The organism is Sphingomonas chlorellae (genome assembly GCF_056485145.1).
The window spans coordinates 50,334-70,407 of the sequence record NZ_JBQXXM010000004.1 but is presented as its reverse complement, the minus strand read 5'-3'; the positions used below and the strand labels follow the sequence as shown (position 1 = coordinate 70,407).

The following is a 20,074-nucleotide window of genomic DNA, read 5'->3' as shown; positions in this document are numbered from 1 at the left end:
GGCGGGCGCGCGAAAGCGGCCGCCGCGTCCCCATGGCTTTCGCTCAACGTCCCGCGGGGCTATATCGGCGCGCATCTTCTCCCGAATTGCACGAGTATCCGCATGTCCGTTCGTCCCTGGCGCGATATCGTCCGGCGCAAGAGCCGCCAGATCATGGTCGGCAACGTCCCCGTCGGGGGCGATGCGCCCGTGACCGTGCAGACGATGACCAACACCGCCACCTCGGACATTCGCGCGACGATCGACCAGATCCGTCGCTGCGAGGACGCGGGCGCGGACATCATCCGCGTCTCGTGCCCCGACGTCGAAAGCACGGCGGCGCTCAGGCAGATCGTCCGCGCCGCGCGCGTGCCGATCGTCGCCGACATCCATTTCCACTACAAACGTGCGCTGGAGGCCGCCGATGCCGGCGCCGCCTGCCTGCGCATCAATCCCGGCAATATCGGTTCGGCCGACCGGGTGAACGAGGTGGTCAACGCCGCCAAGGCCAATGGCTGCTCGATCCGCATCGGCGTCAATGCCGGCAGCCTCGAAAAGGATTTGCTGGAAAAATACGGCGAGCCCTGCCCGGAGGCGCTGGTCGAATCGGCGCTCGACCATATCAAGCTGCTCCAGGACCGCGACTTCCACGAGTTCAAGGTGGCGGTGAAGGCGTCGGACGTGTTCCTCGCCGTCGCGGCCTATCAGCAGCTCGCCGAGGCGGTCGACTGCCCACTGCACCTCGGCATCACCGAGGCGGGCGGGTTCGTCGGGGGCACGGTCAAGTCGGCGATCGGCATCGGCTCGCTGCTCTGGTTCGGCATCGGCGACACGATCCGCGTCAGCCTCTCGGCCGAGCCTGAGGAGGAAGTGCGCGTCGGGTTCGAGATCCTCAAGGCGCTCGGCATCCGCAACCGCGGCGTCCGCGTCGTCTCGTGCCCCAGTTGCGCGCGCCAGGGCTTCGACGTGATCCGCACCGTGCAGGCGCTGGAGGAACGGCTCCAGCACATCCGTACGCCGCTGTCGCTCTCGGTGCTCGGCTGCGTCGTCAACGGCCCCGGCGAGGCGCGCGAGACCGATATCGGCCTGACGGGCGGCGGCAACGGCAAGCACATGGTCTATCTGTCGGGCCTGACCGACCACACGGTCGAGGATGCCGACATGCTCGATCACATCGTCAAGCTGGTCGAGGCCAAGGCCGCCGAGATCGAGGCGGCGACCGCCGCGCGGGTCGAGGCGGCCGAATAGCCGGCGCCGGGCACGCGCCCACCGTGCCTGCTGCCCCGGCCGCGGCTGCCGACGCGATCGTCACCGCCGAAAAGGCCGCTTTCCTAATAGGAAATGCGATGCTTTGATGCGCCCGGCGGCGTCGTGCCGCCGGCGGGGCGGCGATGCCGCGCAAGCCTTGCTCACGTGAAGGGAGCCTAAACTTCATCAACTTCGCTCGGTCCTCGCCATTTTTGGTTCAGCGCGCTACCGCCGCCGGATGCGTCGTTCTCCTGCTCTCGCCTTCGCCGTCGCCGCGCTCGGAATCGCCAATTATTCGGTGATGGACGCCGTGATGAAGGGGATGTCGATCGCGCACGGGGCCTATAGCGCGGTGCTGTGGCGCTCGGTCGGCGCGATCGTGCTGCTGGGGCCGATCTTCCTCCTGCGCCGGACGCCGTGGCCGGGGCGGCAGGCGCTGACGCTCCACTTTGCCCGCGGCACCATCGCGGGGGCGTCGGTGGTGCTGTTCTTCTGGGGGCTGGCGCGCGTCACGATGGCGCAGGGGGTGGCGCTCACCTTCCTCGCCCCGCTGATCGCGCTGTTCCTCGCGGCGGTGTTTCTCGGCGAGCGGATTCGGCGTGCGGCGATCACCGGCTCGCTCGTCGCCGCCCTCGGCGTGCTGGCGATTGCGGCGGGGCAGGTTCAGGCGCGCGCCTCGGCCGATGTCGTGCTCGGCTCGGTCGCGGTGTTCGCCGCGTCGATTCTCTATGCGGGCAGCCTGATCCTGCTGCGCCGCCAGGCACAGGTGGCCGACCCGCTCGAGGTCGCGCTGTTCACCAGCGTGGTGCTCGCGATCGTCATGTTGCCCGCCGCGCCATGGCTGTCGACGATGCCCGCCGTCGCGCTCTGGCCCCAGATTCTCGGCGCGGCGGCGGTCGGATCGGTGTCGGCGGTGCTGCTCGCCTGGGCCTATGCCCATGCCGAGGCGCAGGTGCTGGCGCCGGTCGAATACACCGCCTTCGTCTGGGCGAGCCTGCTCGGCTATTTCGTGTTCGACGAGCGGGTTTCGGCATGGACCGTCGGCGGTGCGCTGCTCATCATCCTGGGCTGTCTGGTCGCGATACGCGGCCGGGTCGCCCCCGCCCCACAGACCGAGGCTGCCGCATGACGCAAATCCGCCCTGCCACGCCCGCCGACATCCCCTGCATTCTCGGCTTCGTCCGCGAGCTCGCCGCGTTCGAACGCGAGCCCGACGCCGTGGTGGCGACCGAGCCGATGCTCGACGCCGCGCTGTTCGGCCCCCGCCCGGCGGCCGAGGCGGTGATCGCCGAAGGCGCGGATGGAACGCCGCTTGGCTTCGCCCTGTTCTTTCAGAACTTTTCCACCTGGACCGGGCGGCCCGGCATGTACCTCGAGGATCTCTACGTGACCCCCGCCGCACGCGGTGCCGGGGTCGGCGGCGCGCTGCTCCGCCATCTTGCCGGAATTGCGGTGGATCGCGGCTATGGCCGTTTCGAATGGGCGGTGCTCGACTGGAACCAGCCCGCGATCGACTTCTATCGCGCCAAGGGAGCAGTCGGCATGGACGAATGGACGGTCCAGCGCGTCAGCGGCGATGCGCTGGTGGCGCTGGCGGGGCGCGGCTGATGGCCTGGGCGCTCCTGATCCTCGGCGGGCTGTTCGAAGTGGGGTTCACCACCTGCCTTCGCTTTGTCGACGGTTTCCGCAACATTCCCTGGACGCTCGGCTTTCTCGGGTCGGTCGGCATGTCGATGACGCTCCTCGAACTCGCCTCGCGCTCGATCCCGATGGGAACGGCCTATGCCGTCTGGGGCGGGATCGGCGGGCTCGGCACCGTGCTCGTCGGCATCCTGTGGTTCGGTGAGCCGGCGGGGGCGGCGCGCATCCTGCTCATCCTCGGGCTGATCGGCTGCATCCTCGGGCTCAAGCTGGTGAGCCACGGCTGATGGCGATCGATCCCGGCCTGGTTGATTGGGTGACGGAGGCGCTGGCACTCGACGGCGTCGTGACGATGCGTCCGATGATGGGCGGGGCGATGCTCTATTGCGACGGCATCGTCTTCGCGCTCATCCACGACGGCGAATTGTGGTTCAAGGCCGATGGCGACAGCGACGCGCTGTGGGACGCTGCAGGCTGCGACCGCTTCATCTATGCGATGGGGGAGGGGCGGGTCGGCACCTTCGATTATCGTCGCGCGCCCGCCGAGGTCTATGACGATGCCGACGCGATGCGCGAATGGGCGGGACATGCCGTTGCCGCCGGAATGCGCGCCGGGCCGCGGCGGCCGCGCCGCCGTCGTGCCGTCCGCCCGCAGCCGCCCGGAACCGGTTGAGCCGGGGGTCAGCCGCCGCCCAGGACGTTGATGGTGAAGGCGATGATGCCCAGGTTGAACACGAACGCCGCCAGGCAATGCGCCGTCACCGGACGCCGCATCCGCCCCTGGGTGATCGTCACGTCGCTCGTCTGAAAGGTCATGCCCAGGCAGAAGGCGAAATACACGAAGTCCCAGTAATCGGGCTCGGGCGTCTCCGGGAACTGTAGCCCGCCCGCATCGGCCTCACCCTCGGGGGCGGCGAGGTAGAAGAGATGGGCATAATGGAGCGCGTAGATCGTGTTGCTGAACGTCCAGCTCAGCGCCAGCGTCGCCACGATCAGTGCCAGCGTCGGCGTGTCCGGTGCGTGGCGCTGCATCAGCTCGCTCGCCACCGCCGCCAGGATGGCGAGCATCACCGCCCCGGTCAGCGCGAGCAGCAACAGCCGGTTGGCCCCGTTGCGGCAGGCCGAGCGGCGCATGTGCGTGGACTTGTGCCGCAACAGCGGCAGGCATGCGATCAGGAACAGCAGCGCGCCGGCATCGAAAGCCAGCATCGATCCGATGCGCAGTCCCCACGCAGGCGTCAGCAACCAGAAGCAAAGTCCGGTGACGGCGAGGAAGAGGAGGAAGCGCGGCGGTGCGATCAGGTTGCCGATCGCCCGCCGCTGTTTCCGTTCCGCTGCCATCGCCGCCTCTCCGGTTGGGGCGCGGCCCGGGCGGCCGCGCGGCGTTCAGGCTGCCGTGGCGTCCTTTGCCTTCTTCGCGGCCTCGATCGCCTCAACGACGATCCGGCGCGCCTCGGCCGCATCGCCCCACTGGCCGATGCGCACCCACTTCTCGGACTCGAGGTCCTTGTAGTGCTTGAAGAAATGCTCGATCTGCTGGAGCACGATCGACGGCAGGTCGGTGCGCTCGCCCACATCGGTGTAATAGGGGAAGGTGCTGTCCACCGGCACGCAGACCAGCTTCTCGTCGCCGCCGGCCTCGTCTTCCAGCTTCAGCACGCCGATCGGGCGCGAGCGCACGACGCAGCCCGGAACGAAGGGCGTGCGCGCGATCACCAGCGCGTCGAGCGGATCGCCGTCGGGCGACAGCGTGTGCGGCACGAAGCCGTAATTGGCCGGATAGCGCATCGGTGTGTGCAGGATGCGGTCGACGAACAGCGCGCCGGACTTCTTGTCGAACTCATACTTCACCGGCTCGCCGCCAACGGGCACTTCGATGATGACGTTCAGGGTGTGCGGCGGATCGTCGCCGACCGGAATAAGATCGATACGCATGCAATAGCTTTCCCAGAGTTGGCAGGTGATGCCCTTGGTCGAGCACGCCGGGGAAGCGGGGCCGGGTCGCGGCCCCGCCGCCGGTCAGCGCGCCGTGAGCAGCTTGTCCAGGCCAGCCTCTCCCTCGACAGTCTTGACGAGGTGCGGATAGCGCAGCCCGCCATGATAGTCGATGGCGACTTCGCGGAAGCGGTCGCCGCTCTTGAGCAGCAGCTTGATCGGCGCCTTGTCGGTCTTGGCGTTCTTGACCGCGTCGATCAGCCGATCGCTCGAATAGGCCATGCCGTTCACTGCGACGATCGTGTCGCCCAGGTCGATGCCCGCGTTGAACGCGGGGCTGTCCCAGGTCACGGCCATGATCCCGGACTTGCCCACCGCGAGGCCCAGCGAATAGCTGAGGTCGGCGATGCCCTTGCGCGCCATCTTGTTGGGCTCTTCGGTGTAGACGAGCTTGTAGCCGTTGCCGGTGAAGCCGTTGAGCGGCGCCCGCTCGGTCGTCGCGGTCAGCCGCTCGTTAAGCAGCGCCTTCCAGTCATAGGGCTGGATGCCGTTGAGCGTCGCCGCCACGTCGTCGAGCGTATAGGTCAGCTCGCCATAGTCGCCGTCGCGCATCCCGAAAAAGGCCTGGGCGAAATCGTCGATCGACTTCTTGCCGCCCGAAAGCCGGCGGAGCACCGAGTCGACTTCCAGCCAGACGAGCAGTCCTTCGTTGTAATAGTCCTCCGACCGCTGCCAGCTTACCCAGCCCTTGGGCCGCCGTGCGGTGATGATCGGGTCGTTGGTGGTGTCGAGCAGGTTGCGCCACTGGCGCGCCGGCCGGTTGTCGAGGCTGGCGGCGATGTTCGCCAGCGAATCGAGCGTCTCCTGCTTGCTGTTCAGCCCGGAGCGCGCGCCGAGGACATAGCCCCAGAACTGCGTCTGGCCCTCATACACCCACAGCAGCGAGTTGCGCATCGGCGTCCGGTAATCGGGCGTCCACAGGTCGGCGCCACGGCGGAACTTGCCGTCCCAGCTATGCGTGTATTCGTGCGGCAGCAGGTTGCGCGCGCCCGCATTCTCGTCCCACTTGGTGAAGTAGCCGGGGCCGACGCCGTTTTCCGAGCTGCGGTGATGCTCCAGGCCGATCCCGCCCATCTCCTCGGTTATCGCGAACAGGAATTCGTAATGGTCGTAATGCTGCGCGCCGAACAGCTTGACCGCCTGCGTCACCAGCGCCTTGTGCTTCGCGATCTGGTCGTCCTTCGCCGCCAGTTCCTCGGCCGCGTCGGCAAAGACGTTCAGCGTCACCTTGTCCGACAGCGGGATGCGCCGATAGTGGCGGCCCGCAAACACCGGCGAATCGACCAGCACCTCGTAATTGGTCTTGTCATAGCTGTAGGTCGATCCCGTCGCCTTGGCGGGTACGGCCGAAGCTGCGGTCCAGCCGGTCGGATAGGTGACGGTCGCCTGCACGGGAATCTGGCGCGTATAATAGCCGGCCGGGTAGAGGCTCACCGAATTCCACTGGAGGTTGAGCATGTTGGGCGCGGCGACGATGCGGCCCTGATCGGGTTCGGTCGCCGAGATGAACTGGAACTCGGCCTCGATCTGCTGCGCCCCGGCAGGCACGTCGATGTGGAAGGCGTAGACGTCGACCGCATCGCGCGTCCACGGCACGTCCTTGCCGTTGGCCCGGATCTTCAGCCCGGCCAGCTTCTCGATCTCGCCGCGCGGACCGTGATTGCCGGGCAGCCATTTCGGGAACAGCAGCACCATGTGCCCGGCTTCGGCGACGGGGATCGTCTCCTTCACGCGGAAGATGCCCTGCTGGACGTTGGTCGCGTCGATGTTGAGCAGCAGCGTGCCCGGATAGGGCACATCGCGCGCCGCCGGAATGGTGTCGACGATCGGGGTGGGGTGGGGAGCCGAGTTCTGGGCCGAAACCGGGACGGTGGTGGCAAGCACCGGGACGGTGGTGGCAAGCAGGAGAGCGGCGAACGACAACGCACGAACCATTGGGCGGGCGACCTCGCATCTGGAGTGTGGACAAGGGGTCATAGGCGGCGGCCGCGCGCGACGTAAAGCCTTGATCGTGCGACGAGCCGTTGGGAATGCTGCTCTGGCGGCAATGCTTCACCGCTTCCTAACCAAGCCGGGCTAGGCAGGAGCCGCCATGGACCCTGCGACTTCCTCAAGCGCCTCGTCGCCTCCGGCTTCCGCGGCCGACGCCGGCGGCGGCGGGGCGGCGCGGGACGCCCGTCCCGTTTCGGCGGTCAGCGGGGCGGTCGGCCTGGCGGGGCTGGCCGGCTTGGGCCTTTGGGTGGCGGCCGCGCAGCATTGGGGACTCGACGGTCCCTATGCCGCGCTCGTCAACGTGTTCGCCTGCGCGGTGCCGATGGTTGGCTGGTCGCTCCTCGTCGACCGCGTCCATCGGAACGCGTCGACCGGTATCGACTGGGGTCATCCGCGCCCCTGGCGGGCGACGATCGACATCTCGATCACCAAGCTGACCGGCCTTTGGATCACCTGGGGGGCGATGGCGGCGATCTATCTGCTCGCACGCTTCTGGTGGGATACGCGGTTCGCCAATTTCCCCTTTGCGATGGGCTGCTTTGCGGCCGCCGCCCCGTTTCTGTTCGTGCTGTCGGTGCCCTACGTGATCTGGCTCGACCGTTATCTGGTCGAGCCGCGCGACGGCGCCTGGTCGCTCGGCGCGTGGCTGATGGGGGCCGAAGGCGTGGATCGTGCGGCGATCGCCAACCATCTGCGCAGCTGGGCGGTGAAGGGCTTCTTCCTTGCCTTCATGGTCGCGATCGTACCGGCGAATTTCGGCCAGTTCGTTGCGATCGATCCACGCCGGGCGCTCGCCAGCCCGGTCACGCTTGCGGGCTACTGCATCGACTTCATGTTCATGGTCGACGTCGCCTTTGCGACGGCGGGCTATGTGCTTACCTTCCGCCCGCTCGACTCGCACATCCGCAGCGCCAACCCCTATGCCGCAGGGTGGACGGCGGCGCTGATCTGCTATCCGCCGTTCGTGCTGATGGGCGGCGGTGGCCCGCTCGATTATCACCCGGGTACGGCGGACTGGACCTATTGGCTTGCCGGCCACGACTGGGCATTGGCGGTGCTCGGTGGCGTGCTCGTCGGCCTGACGGCGATCTATGCCTGGGCGACCGTGGCGTTCGGGCTGCGCTTCTCGAACCTCACGCACCGCGGCATCCTGACGCACGGTCCCTATGCGTTCAGCCGTCACCCGGCCTATCTCGCCAAGAACCTGTTCTGGTGGTTCTCGACGCTGCCTTTCCTCGCGACCACGGGAACGTCGGACGCGATCCGCAACACCGCGCTGCTCGCTGCGGTCAGCGGGGTCTACTATTGGCGCGCGAAGACCGAGGAGCGGCACCTGTCGGCCGATCCTGCCTATCGTGCCTATGACGCTTGGATGGCCCGCTATGGCCTGGTTCCGCGGCTGTTCGTCCGGCTGGGGCTTTCGCGCGGCGCCTGATCACGTTGCCGCGCGGCGCGGTTCAGAAGCGCGCTTCCTCATAGACCCGACTGATATCGCCCTGCCAGTCGCCGTTGAACCGGTCGAGCAGCAGTTGTGCCGGTACCTTGCCGGTGCGCACGATCTCGCGCAGCGGATCGAGGAATCCGCTCTCATTGTCCCCCGAAGCGTTCAGCCGTCCGCGCGCCTTCAGACCCGCCGCCGCGATGTCAAGCACTTCGCCCGCGATGTCGCGCAGCTTGCCGCCACCGGGCAGCGGTGCGTCGAGCGCCAGTCGGGGAACCGAATCCCGCAGCGTCTGCCGGTCCTCAAGGCTCCAGTCCTTCACCAGCGCCCAGGCCGCATCGAGCGCGCTCTGGTCATAGAGAAGGCCGACCCACAGCGCCGGCAGCGCGCAGATCCGTCCCCAGCGCCCGCCATCGGCGCCGCGCATTTCGAGAAACGTCTTCAGCCGCACTTCGGGAAACGCGGTCGACAGATGGTCGGCCCAGTCGTCGATCGTCGGCTTGTGCCCGGGATAGGCGGGCAGCTCGCCCTTCAGGAAGTCGCGGAAGCTCTGTCCCGCCGCGTCGATATACTGGCCGTCGCGATAGACGAAGTACATCGGCACATCGAGCGCGTACTCCATGTAGCGCTCGTACCCGAACCCGTCCTCGAACACGAACGGCAGCATGCCCGTGCGCGCCGGATCGGTATCCGACCAGATATGGCTGCGATAGCTCAGATAGCCGTTGGGCCGCCCGTCGGTGAAGGGCGAATTGGCAAACAGCGCCGTCGCCAGCGGCTGAAGTGCCAGCCCCACGCGGAACTTCTGCACCATGTCGGCTTCACTGGCATAATCGAGGTTCACCTGGATCGTGCAGGTGCGCAGCATCATGTCGAGGCCCAGATTGCCGACGCGCGGCATATGCGCCAGCATGATCCGGTACCGTCCCTTCGGCATGATCGGCAGGTCGGCGCGCGACTTGTCGTGCCACATGCCGAGTCCCAGCACGTTGAAGCCCAGCCGTTCGCCCACCGTCTTGACCTGCTCCAGATGGCGGCCGGTTTCGGCACAGGTCTGGTGCAGGTTGTCGAGCGGTGCGCCCGAAAGCTCGAGCTGGCCCGCCGGTTCCAGGCTGACCGTTCCGTCCGGACCGGAAAGCGCGATGACCTTCCCCGCCTCTTCGATCGGCGTCCAGCCGAATTCGGTCAACGCCATCAACAGGTCATGGATGCCGCCGGGCTCGTCATAGCTCGGCGCGTGATGATCGGCCGTCGCATAGACGAATTTCTCGTGCTCGGTGCCGATACGCCAGCGATCGCGGGGCTTTTCGCCTCGGGCGAAATACTCGATCAGCTGAGCACGGTCTTCGACGACCGCTGCCTGGCTGTCCGAAACGGTCTTCGTGCTCATTTGCGGGCCTTTAATCGCGCCGGAGGCCGGGCGCCAGTGGGATCGTGCAGCGCTTCGCCGTGTCCCTTGGGCCACTTGTGAGGCGACCCGTCGCTACCAGGCGATGATGGCAGCATGGTGTCACCAGTCGCCGGCTGCGCCCATCCAAAGCGTCACCGCCGCCGCCGCCGCGGTTTCGGCACGCAGGATGCGTGGCCCCAGCCCGATGCCGACCGCCTGCGGCAATGCGCGGATCGCGTCGCGTTCGGCTGGTTCGAATCCGCCCTCGGGACCGATCAGGATGGCGGCCGGACCGCGATGCGCGCGCATCGCCGACCATGCCGGCGTGCCGCCGGTCTCGTCGGCGAAGAACAGCGCGCGGTCCGCCGGCCAGTCGCGCAGCAGCGCAGTGAGCTTCACCGGCTCTGCAAGCTCGGGCAGTGCCGTGCGGCCGCATTGTTCCGCCGCCTCGACCATGTGCGCGCGCAGCCTTTCGCCGTTGAGCCGGTCGACGATCGTTCGCTGGGTCAGGACGGGGACCAGCCGCGCCACGCCCAGTTCGCACGCCTTTTCGGCGACCCAGTCGATCCGCCCTTTCTTGATCGGGGCTGCGCAGAGCCACAGGTCGGGCACGGCCTCGCGTGGGCGGAGCTGCGTCGTCACCTCGAGCATCACGTCGCGGCGCCCGACGCTGGTCGCCACCGCCGCCCATTCCCCGGTGCGGTCGTCGAACAGCTTGATTGCTTCGCCGGGCTTCAGCCGCATCACGCCTGCCAGATAATGTGCCTGCGCACCGTCGATGCGGATCGGCCCTTCGGCAAGCGGGGCGTCGATGAAGAGGCGGGGCGCCGATTGTGGCGGCCAGGCGGGCGTGGCAGGCATGGCGATGCTCTAGCCGCACGGTGCCGCGGGGGGAAGCGGGGCCTGGCGTGCGAAACCCGCGCTTGATCTTTGCCGCGCGGCGTCGGAAGGCCGCTCGTCATGGCCGATCTTTCCCAAGCGCTTCCCGACACCGAATATCGCGGGCTGATGCGCCTGCTGCCGGCGCGTGCGCGCCCCTACGCGTTGCTCGGGCGGTTCGATCGACCGATCGGCTGGTGGCTGTTGTTCTGGCCGGGTGCCTGGGCGATCGCGCTCGCCGGCAAGGCGGTTGTCCGTTGGGATCTGCTGCTCTGGTTCCTGCTCGGCAGCATCGCGATGCGCGGCGCAGGCTGCGTCTACAACGACATTGTCGACCGCGACCTCGATCGACAGGTGGCCCGCACCGCCGGGCGCCCGCTGGCGAGCGGCGCGGTGTCGCTCAAGGCGGCATGGGCCTGGTTGCTCGTCCTCTGCGCGATCGGCCTCGTCGTGCTGCTTCAGCTTCATGCCACGGCACAGATCGTCGCGCTTGCCAGCCTCGGGCTCGTCGCAGCCTATCCCTTCATGAAGCGGATCACCTGGTGGCCGCAAGCGTGGCTCGGATTGGTCTTTGCCTGGGCCGCTCCGGTCGGCTGGGCGGAAACGGCGGATGGCGGCTGGCTGACGGGGCTGCTTCTCTATGCCGGCGCGATCCTGTGGGTCGTCGGCTATGACACGATTTACGCGATCCAGGATGTCGAGGACGACGCACTGGTCGGGGTCCGTTCTTCGGCGCGCGCGCTGGGGCGCCATGTCCGCCCGGGGGTCTCGCTGCTCTATGCCGGGGCGGTGGCGCTCTGGGGCGCAGCCTTCTGGAGCCTGCGTGCCGATCCGCTCGTCCTCGTCGCCTTGCTGCCGATGGCGGGGCATCTGGGGTGGCAGGTCGCAACGTTGCGCCTTGGCGACGGACCCGGCGCGCTCCGGCGCTTTCGCGCGAACCGCGATGCCGGGCTGCTGATGTTCGCGGCCTGTTTCGTGGTGGGCCAGACGCTTTAGGGCACGCCATGCGCCGGGGCGTGGCGCGATCGGCTGGATCGAATGCGCGTCGCCTCTTTCGCGCGGGGCCGGGCACGCCTAAGTCGGCACCATGCTGACCACCGAACAAGCCTGCGCCCGCGTCGAAGACATCGTGGCGCGCGCGCGCGCCGCTGGCGCTGATGCCGCCGATGCGGTCTTTGCCGCCGATCGCTCCGTCTCCGTCTCGGTCCGAATGGGCGCGCTCGAGGATGTCGAGCGTTCCGAAAGCGAGGAGCTGGGGCTGCGCGTGTTCGTCGGCAATCGATCGGCAAGCGTCTCCAGTTCCGACCTCAGCAGTGCTGCCTTCGATGCGCTGGTCGAACGCGCGGTGGCGATGGCGCGCGAGGCACCCGAGGATCGCTGGGCAGGGCTCGCGCCGCAGGACCGGCTGCTCCACGGAGCGCCGCCCAAGCTCGATCTGGACGATGGTGCGGAGGTCGATCCTCAGACGCTGCGTGCCCGCGCGCTGGCGGCGGAGGCGGCGGCGCGCGCCGTGCCGGGCGTGACCAACAGCGAAGGCGGCGCGGCGGGCGCCACGCGCGGCCTGATCGCACTGGCGACCAGCCACGGCTTTGTCGGGGCCTATTCACAGTCGCACCACAGCGTTTCGGCAAGCGTGCTGGCGGGCGAGGGGGGCGCCATGGAGCGCGACCATGCATGGCATAGCGCCCGCTATGCGGCGCAGCTCGAATCCCCCGAAAAGGTCGGCCGCGAGGCGGGCGAGCGCGCCGTGGCGCGGCTCAACCCGCAAAAGCTGGCCAGCGGCGCGATGCCGGTGGTGTTCGATCGTCGCGTCTCGGCGAGCCTGCTCGGCCATTTCATCGCAGCGATCAGCGGCAGTTCGATCACCCGCAAGACGAGCTTCCTGCTCGACCAGCTGGGCGAGGCGGTGTTCGCGCCGGGCATCTCGATTCATGACGATCCGCATCGTCCGCGCGGGCTGCGCTCGCGGCCGTTTGACGGCGAGGGTTTGCCCGTCCAGCCGGTCGCTCTGGTCGATGGCGGCCGGCTCCAGCATTGGCTGCTCGACAGTGCTTCGGCACGTCAGCTCGGGCTGGAACCTACCGGCCATGCCGCCCGCGGCGTCAACGGCGCGCCCGGCGTTGCGCCCAGCAACCTCTACATGGCGGCGGGCAATGTGCCGGCGGAAACGCTGGTGGGCGAGATTGAGCGCGGCATTCTCGTCACCGAATTGATCGGTCAGGGCGTGAACGGCGTCACCGGCGACTACAGCCGCGGTGCGGCAGGGTTCCTGATCGAAGGGGGCGAGATCACCCGTCCGGTTTCGGAAATCACCATAGCGGGCAATTTGCGCGACATGTTTCGCGCCCTTACCCCCGCGAACGATCTAGAATTCCGTTATGGCATCAACGCCCCCACACTTCGTATCGATGGAATGACCGTCGCTGGTGAATGATCTTGCCCCCGCCGTCGCCGCAATTGCCGCAGAGGCCGGAAAGCTGGCGATGGCGATGTGGCAGACCGACTTTCGCCGTTGGGAGAAATCGCCCGGCAATCCCGTCTGCGCGGTCGATCTCGCGCTCGACCGGCTGCTCCGCGAGCGGCTGACCGCGCTGCTCCCCGACGCCGGTTGGCTGTCGGAAGAGACGGCGGACAATCCCGCCAGGCTTCAGGCGCGGCGCGTCTGGGTGGTCGATCCGATCGACGGCACGCGCGACTATCTGCGGGGGCGAAACGGTTGGGCCGTCTCGATCGCGCTGGTCGATGCCGGTCGTCCGGTCATCGGGGTGCTCGACGCGCCGGCCCGCAAGGAAATCTGGCATGCGGAGGCCGGGCGCGGGGCTTTGCGGAACGGCCAGCCGCTCGCTGCCTCCGGTCGCGTGCAACTCGCCGGTGCGCGGATGCCGGCGGACCACCTGTCGCGTGCCGAGAGTGATTTCGTCACGGTGGCCAAGCCCAACTCGATCGCGCTGCGCATGGCGATGGTCGCTGCGGGCGAGGCCGATCTGATCGCGACGATGCGCTGGGGCAACGAATGGGATATCGCCGCCGCCGCGCTGCTTGCCAGCGAGGCAGGGGCGATCGTTACCGACGTGCTGGGAGGCGCGCTCGCCTTCAATACGCCCCGCGCCCAGGCATTCGGCGTACTCGCCGCTGCGCCCGGCATTCACGCCCAGGCGGTCGCGCGGCTGAACGATCGCGCCCGTACGGCGATGGCCCGGGGCTGATTTCGCGCCGGTTCAGGCGCCTTCGTCGTCGCCGCGATAGCGGATCTGGAGGTAGCGGCCGCGCGTCGCCAACTGATCGAGATCACCCTGCGCCAGTTGCGCTGACATCTGTGCGATCTCGCTGTCGATCACCTGCAATCCCTGCGCGAGCTGCTGGTCGGGGGTCAGTCCATTGCGTTCGACCCGACGCAGCGGCTCGGGAACGCGGGCATAGCCCTTGATCAGTTCGGGAAGCTGCTCGCCCACCAGCTTGCGCACTTCCAGCGCGGCTCCGCTGTTCTCGTCCAGCGCCGCCAGCTGCGGCGCAAGCACGTCGAGCTTCACGCCGATCGAATCGACCAGCCCCCGCACGGGCGCGGGCAGTGCAGGGCGTTGCGCGTCCAGCCAGGCCTCGGTCGTGCGGGGCAGCGCCTTCAGCGGGACCTGTGCCAACTGCTCGACGCGCGGCGCCGCCTGAACGGGGAACATCGCGAAGATCACGGTGGCCGCGATCAGCGCCAGCATCACGGCCATTGCGCCCATCATGCCGATGCCGTTGGGAAGCATCAGTCCGGCGACGATCGCCGCCACGATGATGGCGCCGTCGGCTGCCGCGATTCGTCCCAGCCGCCGCAGGATTTCCGCCTCGCGCCGCCGGCGTGCGCGCTGTGCGTCCGGCCCGGCGCCGGTACGCGCACGCGTGCGCTCGAGCAGCGCTTCGGCATGGGCAAGCTGGCGATCGACGTCGGTCGGCATGGCGGCTTACAACGCCTCCAGCTTGAAGGGGGCCGCACCGCTGCCCTGGTTCTGCGTCGCGCCCTCGGCACGCGCGATATAGCCCTTCGACTTCTCGACCTCGTTCGACAATGTGGTCACGGTCACCTTCATCGAATCGAGCGCCTTCAGCTTGAAGCTGTCGATCGCGTCCATCGTGTCATAGATGTTCTGGAAGGCGCGCTGGAGCGTTTCGACCGGAATGGTCGAGCTGGCGGCCTGTTCGTGGATCGCCGCCGACTGGCTCTTGAGCAACTGGCTCGTCGAATCGATCAGCCCCGCGGTGGTGGTGTTGAGCGCGGTGATCTGGTCGAGCACCAGCTTCTGGTTGGTGAGCGCCTGTGCCACCGTCACTGCGGTGCGCAGCGCCGAAACGGTCGTGGTCGACGCGCGATCGACCCCCTTGATCAGCTCGACATTGTTCTTCTTGACCAGATCGAGCGCGAGATAGCCCTGCACTGTCACCGCCATCTGGGTCAGCAGGTCCTGTGTGCGCTGCCGCGTATAGAAGAGCGCGGTCTCGCGGATCGTCTTGGCCTTGGCGGGGTCGGTGTGATCGAGCTCGTTTGCCTTGTCCTCCAGCCGGGCGTCCATCGCCTTCGACAGATAGATCATCTGTTCGAGCCGGCCCATCGCCGCCCACAGGTTCGCGCGCTCGGTGTCGATCGCGGCGTTGTCCATCAACAGCTCGTCCTTGCCGTTGGCCAGGCTCTTCAGGATCGCGTTGATGTGCGTCTGCGACGACTGGTATTTCTGGAAATATTTCTTGAAACCGCCCGAGCCGAAGATGCGGTCGAGGAAACCGCCCTTGCCGCCGATCAGCTTGCCGTTCTTGCTGGGGTCCAGGTCTTCCACCTGGCGGCGCAGGGCGATCAGGTCGGTGCCCACGCCCGATTCGCCGTCCATCGCCTTTACCGGCCGATCGAGGAAGCGGTTGGACTGGCTGGCCGCGTCGCGAATCTCCTTCTGGCCCATCGCCGCGATAGCATCGACGCGCTTGCCGAATTCGGGCGAATTCACGTCCTGCGCCACCAGATCGGCAATGAACGCGTCGACGCGCTTTTCAAGCTCGCTCTTCTTGCCGTCGTCCACCGGCACCAGTCCGGCGGCTTTTTCGGGGGCGACCGTCGGCACCGGATCGGGCGGCGTCAGGACCAGGTCCTTTTCGGCCGTCACGCTATCAGCTCCAGTCGCCATCCCGTACTCCATCGTGTTGCTTCGGTCCCAGATTGCGGCCTCGGCGTCGCGTGTTCAAGCACCGCATCGCGCAAATATCGGCGTCGTCTCCGGCGCTGAACGATGCGGTGTCTTGTTCATATAGGACACAAGCGCCTCCTGCCAAGCATTGCTGCGCGTTCAGCGTGCCGCCCTGAGTGCCCGGCCCCACCACGTCAGTTCGTCGAGCAGGTGCGCCGTCCACCGCACGTCCTTGTCGTCGCCGGTGAAGCGCCCGTCATTCACCTTGCTCCATACGCCCATGATATGAACCGAGGCCTCGAGCGGCGCCATCTGCAGTTCGCGCGCGATGCAGGTCAGCTGTTCGATCGACCGGGCGCCGCCATTGCCGCCATAGCCGACAAAAGTGACCGGTTTGCGGTTCCATTCGGCATAAACGAAGTCGAGCGCGTTCTTGAGCACCGCCGGAGGCGCGTGATTATATTCGGGTGCGATCAGGATGTAGCCGTCGGCCGACGCGACCTGTTCGGCCCAGCGCTGCTGGAGCGGATCGTGGTAATTGCCCTTCGCGGGCGCGTCGGCAAAGGCATAGAAGGGCAGCGCCCATTGCTTGAGGTCGACCAGCTCCAGCGCCAGTTCTTCGCGCCCGGCGGCCTGTTCGATCACCCAGCGACCCACCGGTTCGGCCATGCGCCCCTCGCGGACGCTGCCCAGGATGACCAAGATCTTCAACGGCGTCGTCATCTGCTTCTCCCGATTTCTGCCCCACCCTTCCCGGAAACGATAAACTAGGCTAAGGGCGCCGCGAACCCGCGCTCCAGCGAAACTTCAGGATATCGCATGAACCTCCGCAACGTGGCGATCATCGCACACGTCGACCACGGCAAGACCACGCTCGTCGACCAGCTCTTCCGCCAGTCCGGCACCTTCCGCGACAACCAGCGCGTGGAAGAACGCGCGATGGACTCCAACGATCTGGAGAAGGAGCGCGGCATCACCATTCTGGCGAAGTGCACCAGCGTCGAATGGGAAGGCACGCGCATCAACATCGTCGACACGCCCGGCCACGCCGACTTCGGCGGCGAGGTGGAGCGCATCCTCAGCATGGTCGACGGCGTGATCCTGCTGGTCGACAGCTCGGAAGGCGCGATGCCGCAGACCAAGTTCGTCACCGGCAAGGCGCTGGCGCTCGGCCTAAAGCCGATCGTCGTCGTCAATAAGATCGACCGTTCGGACGCGCGGATCCAGGAAGTCCTCGACGAGGTGTTCGACCTGTTCGTCAGCCTCGACGCCAACGATGAGCAGCTCGATTTCCCCGTCCTCTACGCTTCGGGCCGCAACGGCTATGCCAGCGACGATCCCGAAGCACGCGAGGGAACGCTGCGCCCGCTGTTCGAAAAGATCGTCGGCCATGTCCCGCCGCCCCAGGTCGACCCGGACGCGGAGTTCAAGTTCCTCGTCACGCTGCTCGATCGCGACAACTTCCTCGGCCGCATCCTTACGGGGCGTGTTGAACAGGGCACGGTCAAGATGAACCAGCCGATCCACGCGCTCGACGCTGACGGCAACATCATCGAGACGGGCCGCGCGACCAAGATCATGGCGTTCCGCGGGCTGGAGCGCGTTCCGGTCGAAGAGGCGCAGGCGGGCGACATCATCAGCCTTGCTGGCCTCACCGTCGCGACCGTGGCGAACACCATTGCCGACACGTCGGTCAGCGCGCCGATCAAGGCGCAGCCGATCGACCCGCCGACGCTGTCGATGCGCTTCGCCGTCAACGACTCGCCGATGGCCGGCCGCGAAGGCAGCAAGGTCACGAGCCGCATGATCCGCGACCGCCTGTTCCGCGAAGCCGAATCGAATGTCGCGATCCGCGTCACCGAGAGCGAGGACAAGGACAGCTTCGAAGTCGCCGGCCGCGGCGAGCTTCAGCTCGGCGTGCTGATCGAGACGATGCGCCGCGAAGGCTTCGAGCTCGGCATCAGCCGTCCGCGCGTGCTGTTCCGCGAAGGCGAGAACGGCCGCGAGGAGCCGTATGAAACCGTCGTGATCGACGTGGACGAGGAATTTTCGGGCACGGTCGTCGACAAGATGAACCAGCGCAAGGCCGAGATGACCGACATGCGTCCGAGCGGTGGCGGGAAGACCCGCATCACCTTCTCGGCGCCGTCGCGCGGCCTGATCGGCTATCATGGCGAGTTTCTGTCGGACACGCGCGGCACCGGCATCATGAACCGGCTGTTCGAGAAGTACGGACCGTACAAGGGCGCGATCGAGGGCCGCAAGAACGGCGTGCTGATCTCGAACGGCACCGGCGAGGCCGTCGCCTACGCGCTCAACGCGCTTGAGGAGCGCGGCGTGCTCTTCGTGTCGCCCGGCGACCCGATCTACGAGGGCATGATCATCGGCGAGAATGCCAAGACGGATGACCTCGAGGTCAATCCGATGAAGTCGAAGCAGCTCACCAACTTCCGCGCCTCGGGCAAGGACGAGGGCATTCGCCTGACTCCCCCGCGCAAGATGACGCTCGAACAGGCGATCGCCTATATCGACGACGACGAACTCGTCGAGGTGACGCCGAAGTCGATCCGGCTCCGCAAGCGCCATCTCGATCCGCACGAGCGCAAGCGCGCAAGCCGCGCCAACGCGGCCTGATCGGACAGAGAACGGACAGGGAAGGGGTCGGCACTGCCGGCCCCTTTTTCGTTCGGGGGCAGCGTTGTTCCGTAGGATTTCGCATTGCTCCGCGGCGGGCGTCTGCCAGGCTGGTCGCCGCAACGGACACAACGGAGACACCATGGCCAAGGATTATCAGGCGCTCACGCAGGACATCGGCGCCTATACTGCCGAACTGCGCAAGCTGACGCCCGACGCGATGCAGGGCTTCTATGCGCTCGCCAAGGCTGCGGGTGCCGAGGGGGCGGTCGACGCCCGCACCAAGGAGTTGATCGCGCTGGCGATCGGCGTGACGCAGCGTTGCGACGGCTGCATCGGCTTCCACACCAAGGCGCTCGTCAAGATGGGCGCGACGCGCGCCGAAGTGGCCGAGGTGATGGCGATGTGCGTCTATATGGGCGGTGGTCCTGCGCTGATGTACGCCGCCGACGCGCTGCGCGCCTATGACCAGTTCGCCGGCCCGCCGACCGAGACTCAGGCCTGATCGCACCCGCGGAGCGGGCCGGCGTAATCAGTAGAAGCGCGCGAGCGTCAGCACGACGTCACGCCCGGCGCATGACGTCAGGCGGACACGTGTTCCCGGCGCCCCGGCGGTCCAGCGGGGCAGCGTTGCGGGATCGGGGGCCGTGCCGTCGATCGCGCAGATGCGCTCCCCGGCGCGCAACCCGCTTTGTGCCGCGGGCGAGCCCCGCATCACATGCACGATCCGCAGCGCACCCGCCTCGGATGCCATGATCAGCCCGCTCGTCGATCGCGGCGCGGGCGCGGCGGCCCGCCTGCCAGGCGCGAGCACCAGGCGGCCCGCCTGTGCATCGATCAGCACATGGTAGCGATCGAGCAACGCGGTGCCGATCCGGCCGGCGGCCCCTGTCCGCGCCCAGAATGGGGAGGGCGGATCCACCCGTATTTCCGCTTCGGCGGCGGGCAGGTCGCCTAGGCGGACGTGCGCCACGGCAAGCCCGCTCGTCTGTTCGCCGCCCAGTCCCCAGCCGATCGTCGTCGTTGGAGCTGGCGCCAGTCCCGCGGCGGCCCAGGCGCGCTCGGTCAGGGTCAATGCACCACCGTCGCCCGTGTCGATCAGAACCGGGCGCACGCGTCGATCCGCGACCCTCGCCTCCGTCAGCCACCGCTCTCCGGCGCGCCGGATCGTGATGCTGGTTCCCGCAAACGGCCTCCGACCGCTCGGCATCAGCCGCAGCCGCGCTGTGTCGAAGTCGATCTCGATCGCGGCGGCGCTCAGCACATCGGCGCCCAACAGCATGTCCGTGGCAAGGCGCGCGTCGGCGGCGGCGGGTGTGATGCCGATCGTGCCACCGGTCCGCGTGAGCCCGCCGACAGTGAGCCGTTCGGCGGCAGCCCAAACGATCGGCACGTCGCCGCCGATCGCGATCCCTCGTCTTTCGCCTTCGTGCCGAAGCGCCTTCACCCCAGCACGTGCCGCCAAAGCCGGGGTGATGATCGTGTGGCTGAGACCGGTGTCGACGATCGCGCGGGCCGCGACGCCGTTCAGCGTCACCATCAGCCGGATTTGCCCAAAGGGCGTGCGCGCGAACGCAATCCACGGATTGTCGGGATCCGGGGCAAAGCGGTCCTGCGTCGACGGAGCGGCGTGGCCCGCGGTCAGAGGCGCCGCGAACGCGACAGCGGTCAATGCCGCCAGAAGGGGCAGGGGCCGGGCAAGCACGCGACAACCTCTAG

At 67.6% G+C, this 20,074-nt stretch carries 20 protein-coding genes; 11 read left to right on the top strand and 9 right to left on the bottom strand.

The window, feature by feature from the left end; all coding sequences use genetic code 11:
* The first annotated feature begins 102 nt into the window (after positions 1 to 102).
* The 5 genes from ispG to ACT3CF_RS11690 all read left to right on the top strand — a co-directional run bounded on the left by ispG (position 103) and on the right by ACT3CF_RS11690 (position 3,541).
* The gene (gene ispG / locus ACT3CF_RS11710; protein ID WP_478422963.1) at positions 103 to 1,227 is read left to right on the top strand and encodes a flavodoxin-dependent (E)-4-hydroxy-3-methylbut-2-enyl-diphosphate synthase; all 1,125 of its coding nucleotides are present in this window, start codon (positions 103 to 105) and stop codon (positions 1,225 to 1,227) included.
* A 238-nt stretch (positions 1,228 to 1,465) separates the two neighbouring features.
* Positions 1,466 to 2,356, top strand: coding sequence for a DMT family transporter (locus ACT3CF_RS11705; protein ID WP_478422961.1), 891 nt, complete (start codon positions 1,466 to 1,468; stop codon positions 2,354 to 2,356).
* Entirely contained in the window at positions 2,353 to 2,835 is a 483-nt protein-coding gene (locus ACT3CF_RS11700) for an N-acetyltransferase family protein (protein WP_478422959.1), read from the top strand. The genes ACT3CF_RS11705 and ACT3CF_RS11700 overlap by 4 nt, the downstream gene beginning before the upstream one ends.
* The gene (locus tag ACT3CF_RS11695) at positions 2,835 to 3,155 is read left to right on the top strand and encodes a DMT family transporter (protein WP_478422957.1); all 321 of its coding nucleotides are present in this window, start codon (positions 2,835 to 2,837) and stop codon (positions 3,153 to 3,155) included. The genes ACT3CF_RS11700 and ACT3CF_RS11695 overlap by 1 nt, the downstream gene beginning before the upstream one ends.
* Positions 3,155 to 3,541: a TfoX/Sxy family protein gene (locus ACT3CF_RS11690; protein ID WP_478422955.1), complete on the top strand. Its 387-nt coding sequence runs from the start codon at positions 3,155 to 3,157 to the stop codon at positions 3,539 to 3,541. The genes ACT3CF_RS11695 and ACT3CF_RS11690 overlap by 1 nt, the downstream gene beginning before the upstream one ends.
* An 8-nt stretch (positions 3,542 to 3,549) precedes the next feature.
* Here the strand turns inward: ACT3CF_RS11690 and ACT3CF_RS11685 are convergent, their stop codons facing one another.
* From ACT3CF_RS11685 to ACT3CF_RS11675, 3 genes are all read right to left on the bottom strand, one after another.
* Positions 3,550 to 4,209, bottom strand: a complete 660-nt coding sequence (locus ACT3CF_RS11685) for a DUF1345 domain-containing protein (RefSeq protein ID WP_478422953.1) — start codon at positions 4,207 to 4,209, stop codon at positions 3,550 to 3,552.
* Positions 4,210 to 4,254: 45 nt separating this feature from the next.
* On the bottom strand, positions 4,255 to 4,803 hold the full coding sequence (gene ppa, locus ACT3CF_RS11680) for an inorganic diphosphatase (RefSeq protein WP_478422951.1): 549 nt from the start codon (positions 4,801 to 4,803) through the stop codon (positions 4,255 to 4,257).
* An 84-nt stretch (positions 4,804 to 4,887) separates the two neighbouring features.
* A complete protein-coding gene (locus ACT3CF_RS11675) occupies positions 4,888 to 6,798 on the bottom strand; it encodes a M61 family metallopeptidase (RefSeq protein WP_478422949.1) in 1,911 nt (636 codons plus the stop codon).
* Positions 6,799 to 6,955: 157 nt separating this feature from the next.
* Here ACT3CF_RS11675 and ACT3CF_RS11670 point away from each other — a divergent pair, with 157 nt between their 5' ends.
* Entirely contained in the window at positions 6,956 to 8,290 is a 1,335-nt protein-coding gene (locus tag ACT3CF_RS11670; RefSeq protein WP_478422947.1) for a methyltransferase family protein, read from the top strand.
* A 22-nt stretch (positions 8,291 to 8,312) separates the two neighbouring features.
* Here ACT3CF_RS11670 and ACT3CF_RS11665 read toward each other — a convergent pair whose 3' ends face one another.
* Complete coding sequence (locus ACT3CF_RS11665) at positions 8,313 to 9,686, bottom strand: glutamate--cysteine ligase (protein ID WP_478422945.1); 1,374 nt, start codon at positions 9,684 to 9,686, stop codon at positions 8,313 to 8,315.
* Between the two features lie 120 nt (positions 9,687 to 9,806).
* Entirely contained in the window at positions 9,807 to 10,547 is a 741-nt protein-coding gene (locus ACT3CF_RS11660) for a 16S rRNA (uracil(1498)-N(3))-methyltransferase (protein ID WP_478422943.1), read from the bottom strand.
* Between the two features lie 99 nt (positions 10,548 to 10,646).
* Between ACT3CF_RS11660 and ubiA the strand changes: the two genes are divergently transcribed.
* The 3 genes from ubiA to ACT3CF_RS11645 all read left to right on the top strand — a co-directional run bounded on the left by ubiA (position 10,647) and on the right by ACT3CF_RS11645 (position 13,771).
* Positions 10,647 to 11,561: a 4-hydroxybenzoate octaprenyltransferase gene (gene ubiA, locus ACT3CF_RS11655; RefSeq protein WP_478422941.1), complete on the top strand. Its 915-nt coding sequence runs from the start codon at positions 10,647 to 10,649 to the stop codon at positions 11,559 to 11,561.
* 91 nt (positions 11,562 to 11,652) lie between these two features.
* Positions 11,653 to 12,999 (top strand): TldD/PmbA family protein, encoded by a 1,347-nt coding sequence (locus ACT3CF_RS11650; protein ID WP_478422939.1) that lies wholly within the window; start codon positions 11,653 to 11,655, stop codon positions 12,997 to 12,999.
* On the top strand, positions 12,992 to 13,771 hold the full coding sequence (locus ACT3CF_RS11645; protein ID WP_478422937.1) for a 3'(2'),5'-bisphosphate nucleotidase CysQ: 780 nt from the start codon (positions 12,992 to 12,994) through the stop codon (positions 13,769 to 13,771). The genes ACT3CF_RS11650 and ACT3CF_RS11645 overlap by 8 nt, the downstream gene beginning before the upstream one ends.
* 12 nt (positions 13,772 to 13,783) lie before the next feature.
* Here the strand turns inward: ACT3CF_RS11645 and ACT3CF_RS11640 are convergent, their stop codons facing one another.
* The 3 genes from ACT3CF_RS11640 to ACT3CF_RS11630 form a co-directional block, all read right to left on the bottom strand.
* A complete protein-coding gene (locus ACT3CF_RS11640; RefSeq protein WP_478422935.1) occupies positions 13,784 to 14,506 on the bottom strand; it encodes a hypothetical protein in 723 nt (240 codons plus the stop codon).
* A gap of 6 nt (positions 14,507 to 14,512) precedes the next feature.
* Positions 14,513 to 15,721, bottom strand: coding sequence for a toxic anion resistance protein (locus ACT3CF_RS11635; RefSeq protein WP_478422933.1), 1,209 nt, complete (start codon positions 15,719 to 15,721; stop codon positions 14,513 to 14,515).
* Positions 15,722 to 15,880: 159 nt separating this feature from the next.
* Positions 15,881 to 16,444, bottom strand: a complete 564-nt coding sequence (locus ACT3CF_RS11630) for an NADPH-dependent FMN reductase (RefSeq protein WP_478422931.1) — start codon at positions 16,442 to 16,444, stop codon at positions 15,881 to 15,883.
* 96 nt (positions 16,445 to 16,540) lie between these two features.
* Between ACT3CF_RS11630 and typA the strand changes: the two genes are divergently transcribed.
* Complete coding sequence (gene typA, locus ACT3CF_RS11625) at positions 16,541 to 18,355, top strand: translational GTPase TypA (protein WP_478422929.1); 1,815 nt, start codon at positions 16,541 to 16,543, stop codon at positions 18,353 to 18,355.
* 142 nt (positions 18,356 to 18,497) lie between these two features.
* Complete coding sequence (locus ACT3CF_RS11620; RefSeq protein WP_478422927.1) at positions 18,498 to 18,860, top strand: carboxymuconolactone decarboxylase family protein; 363 nt, start codon at positions 18,498 to 18,500, stop codon at positions 18,858 to 18,860.
* Between the two features lie 27 nt (positions 18,861 to 18,887).
* On the opposite strand, the gene ACT3CF_RS11615 is transcribed toward ACT3CF_RS11620, so the two are convergent.
* The gene (locus ACT3CF_RS11615) at positions 18,888 to 20,027 is read right to left on the bottom strand and encodes a retropepsin-like aspartic protease family protein (protein WP_478422925.1); all 1,140 of its coding nucleotides are present in this window, start codon (positions 20,025 to 20,027) and stop codon (positions 18,888 to 18,890) included.
* Between the last annotated feature and the right edge of the window lie 47 nt (positions 20,028 to 20,074).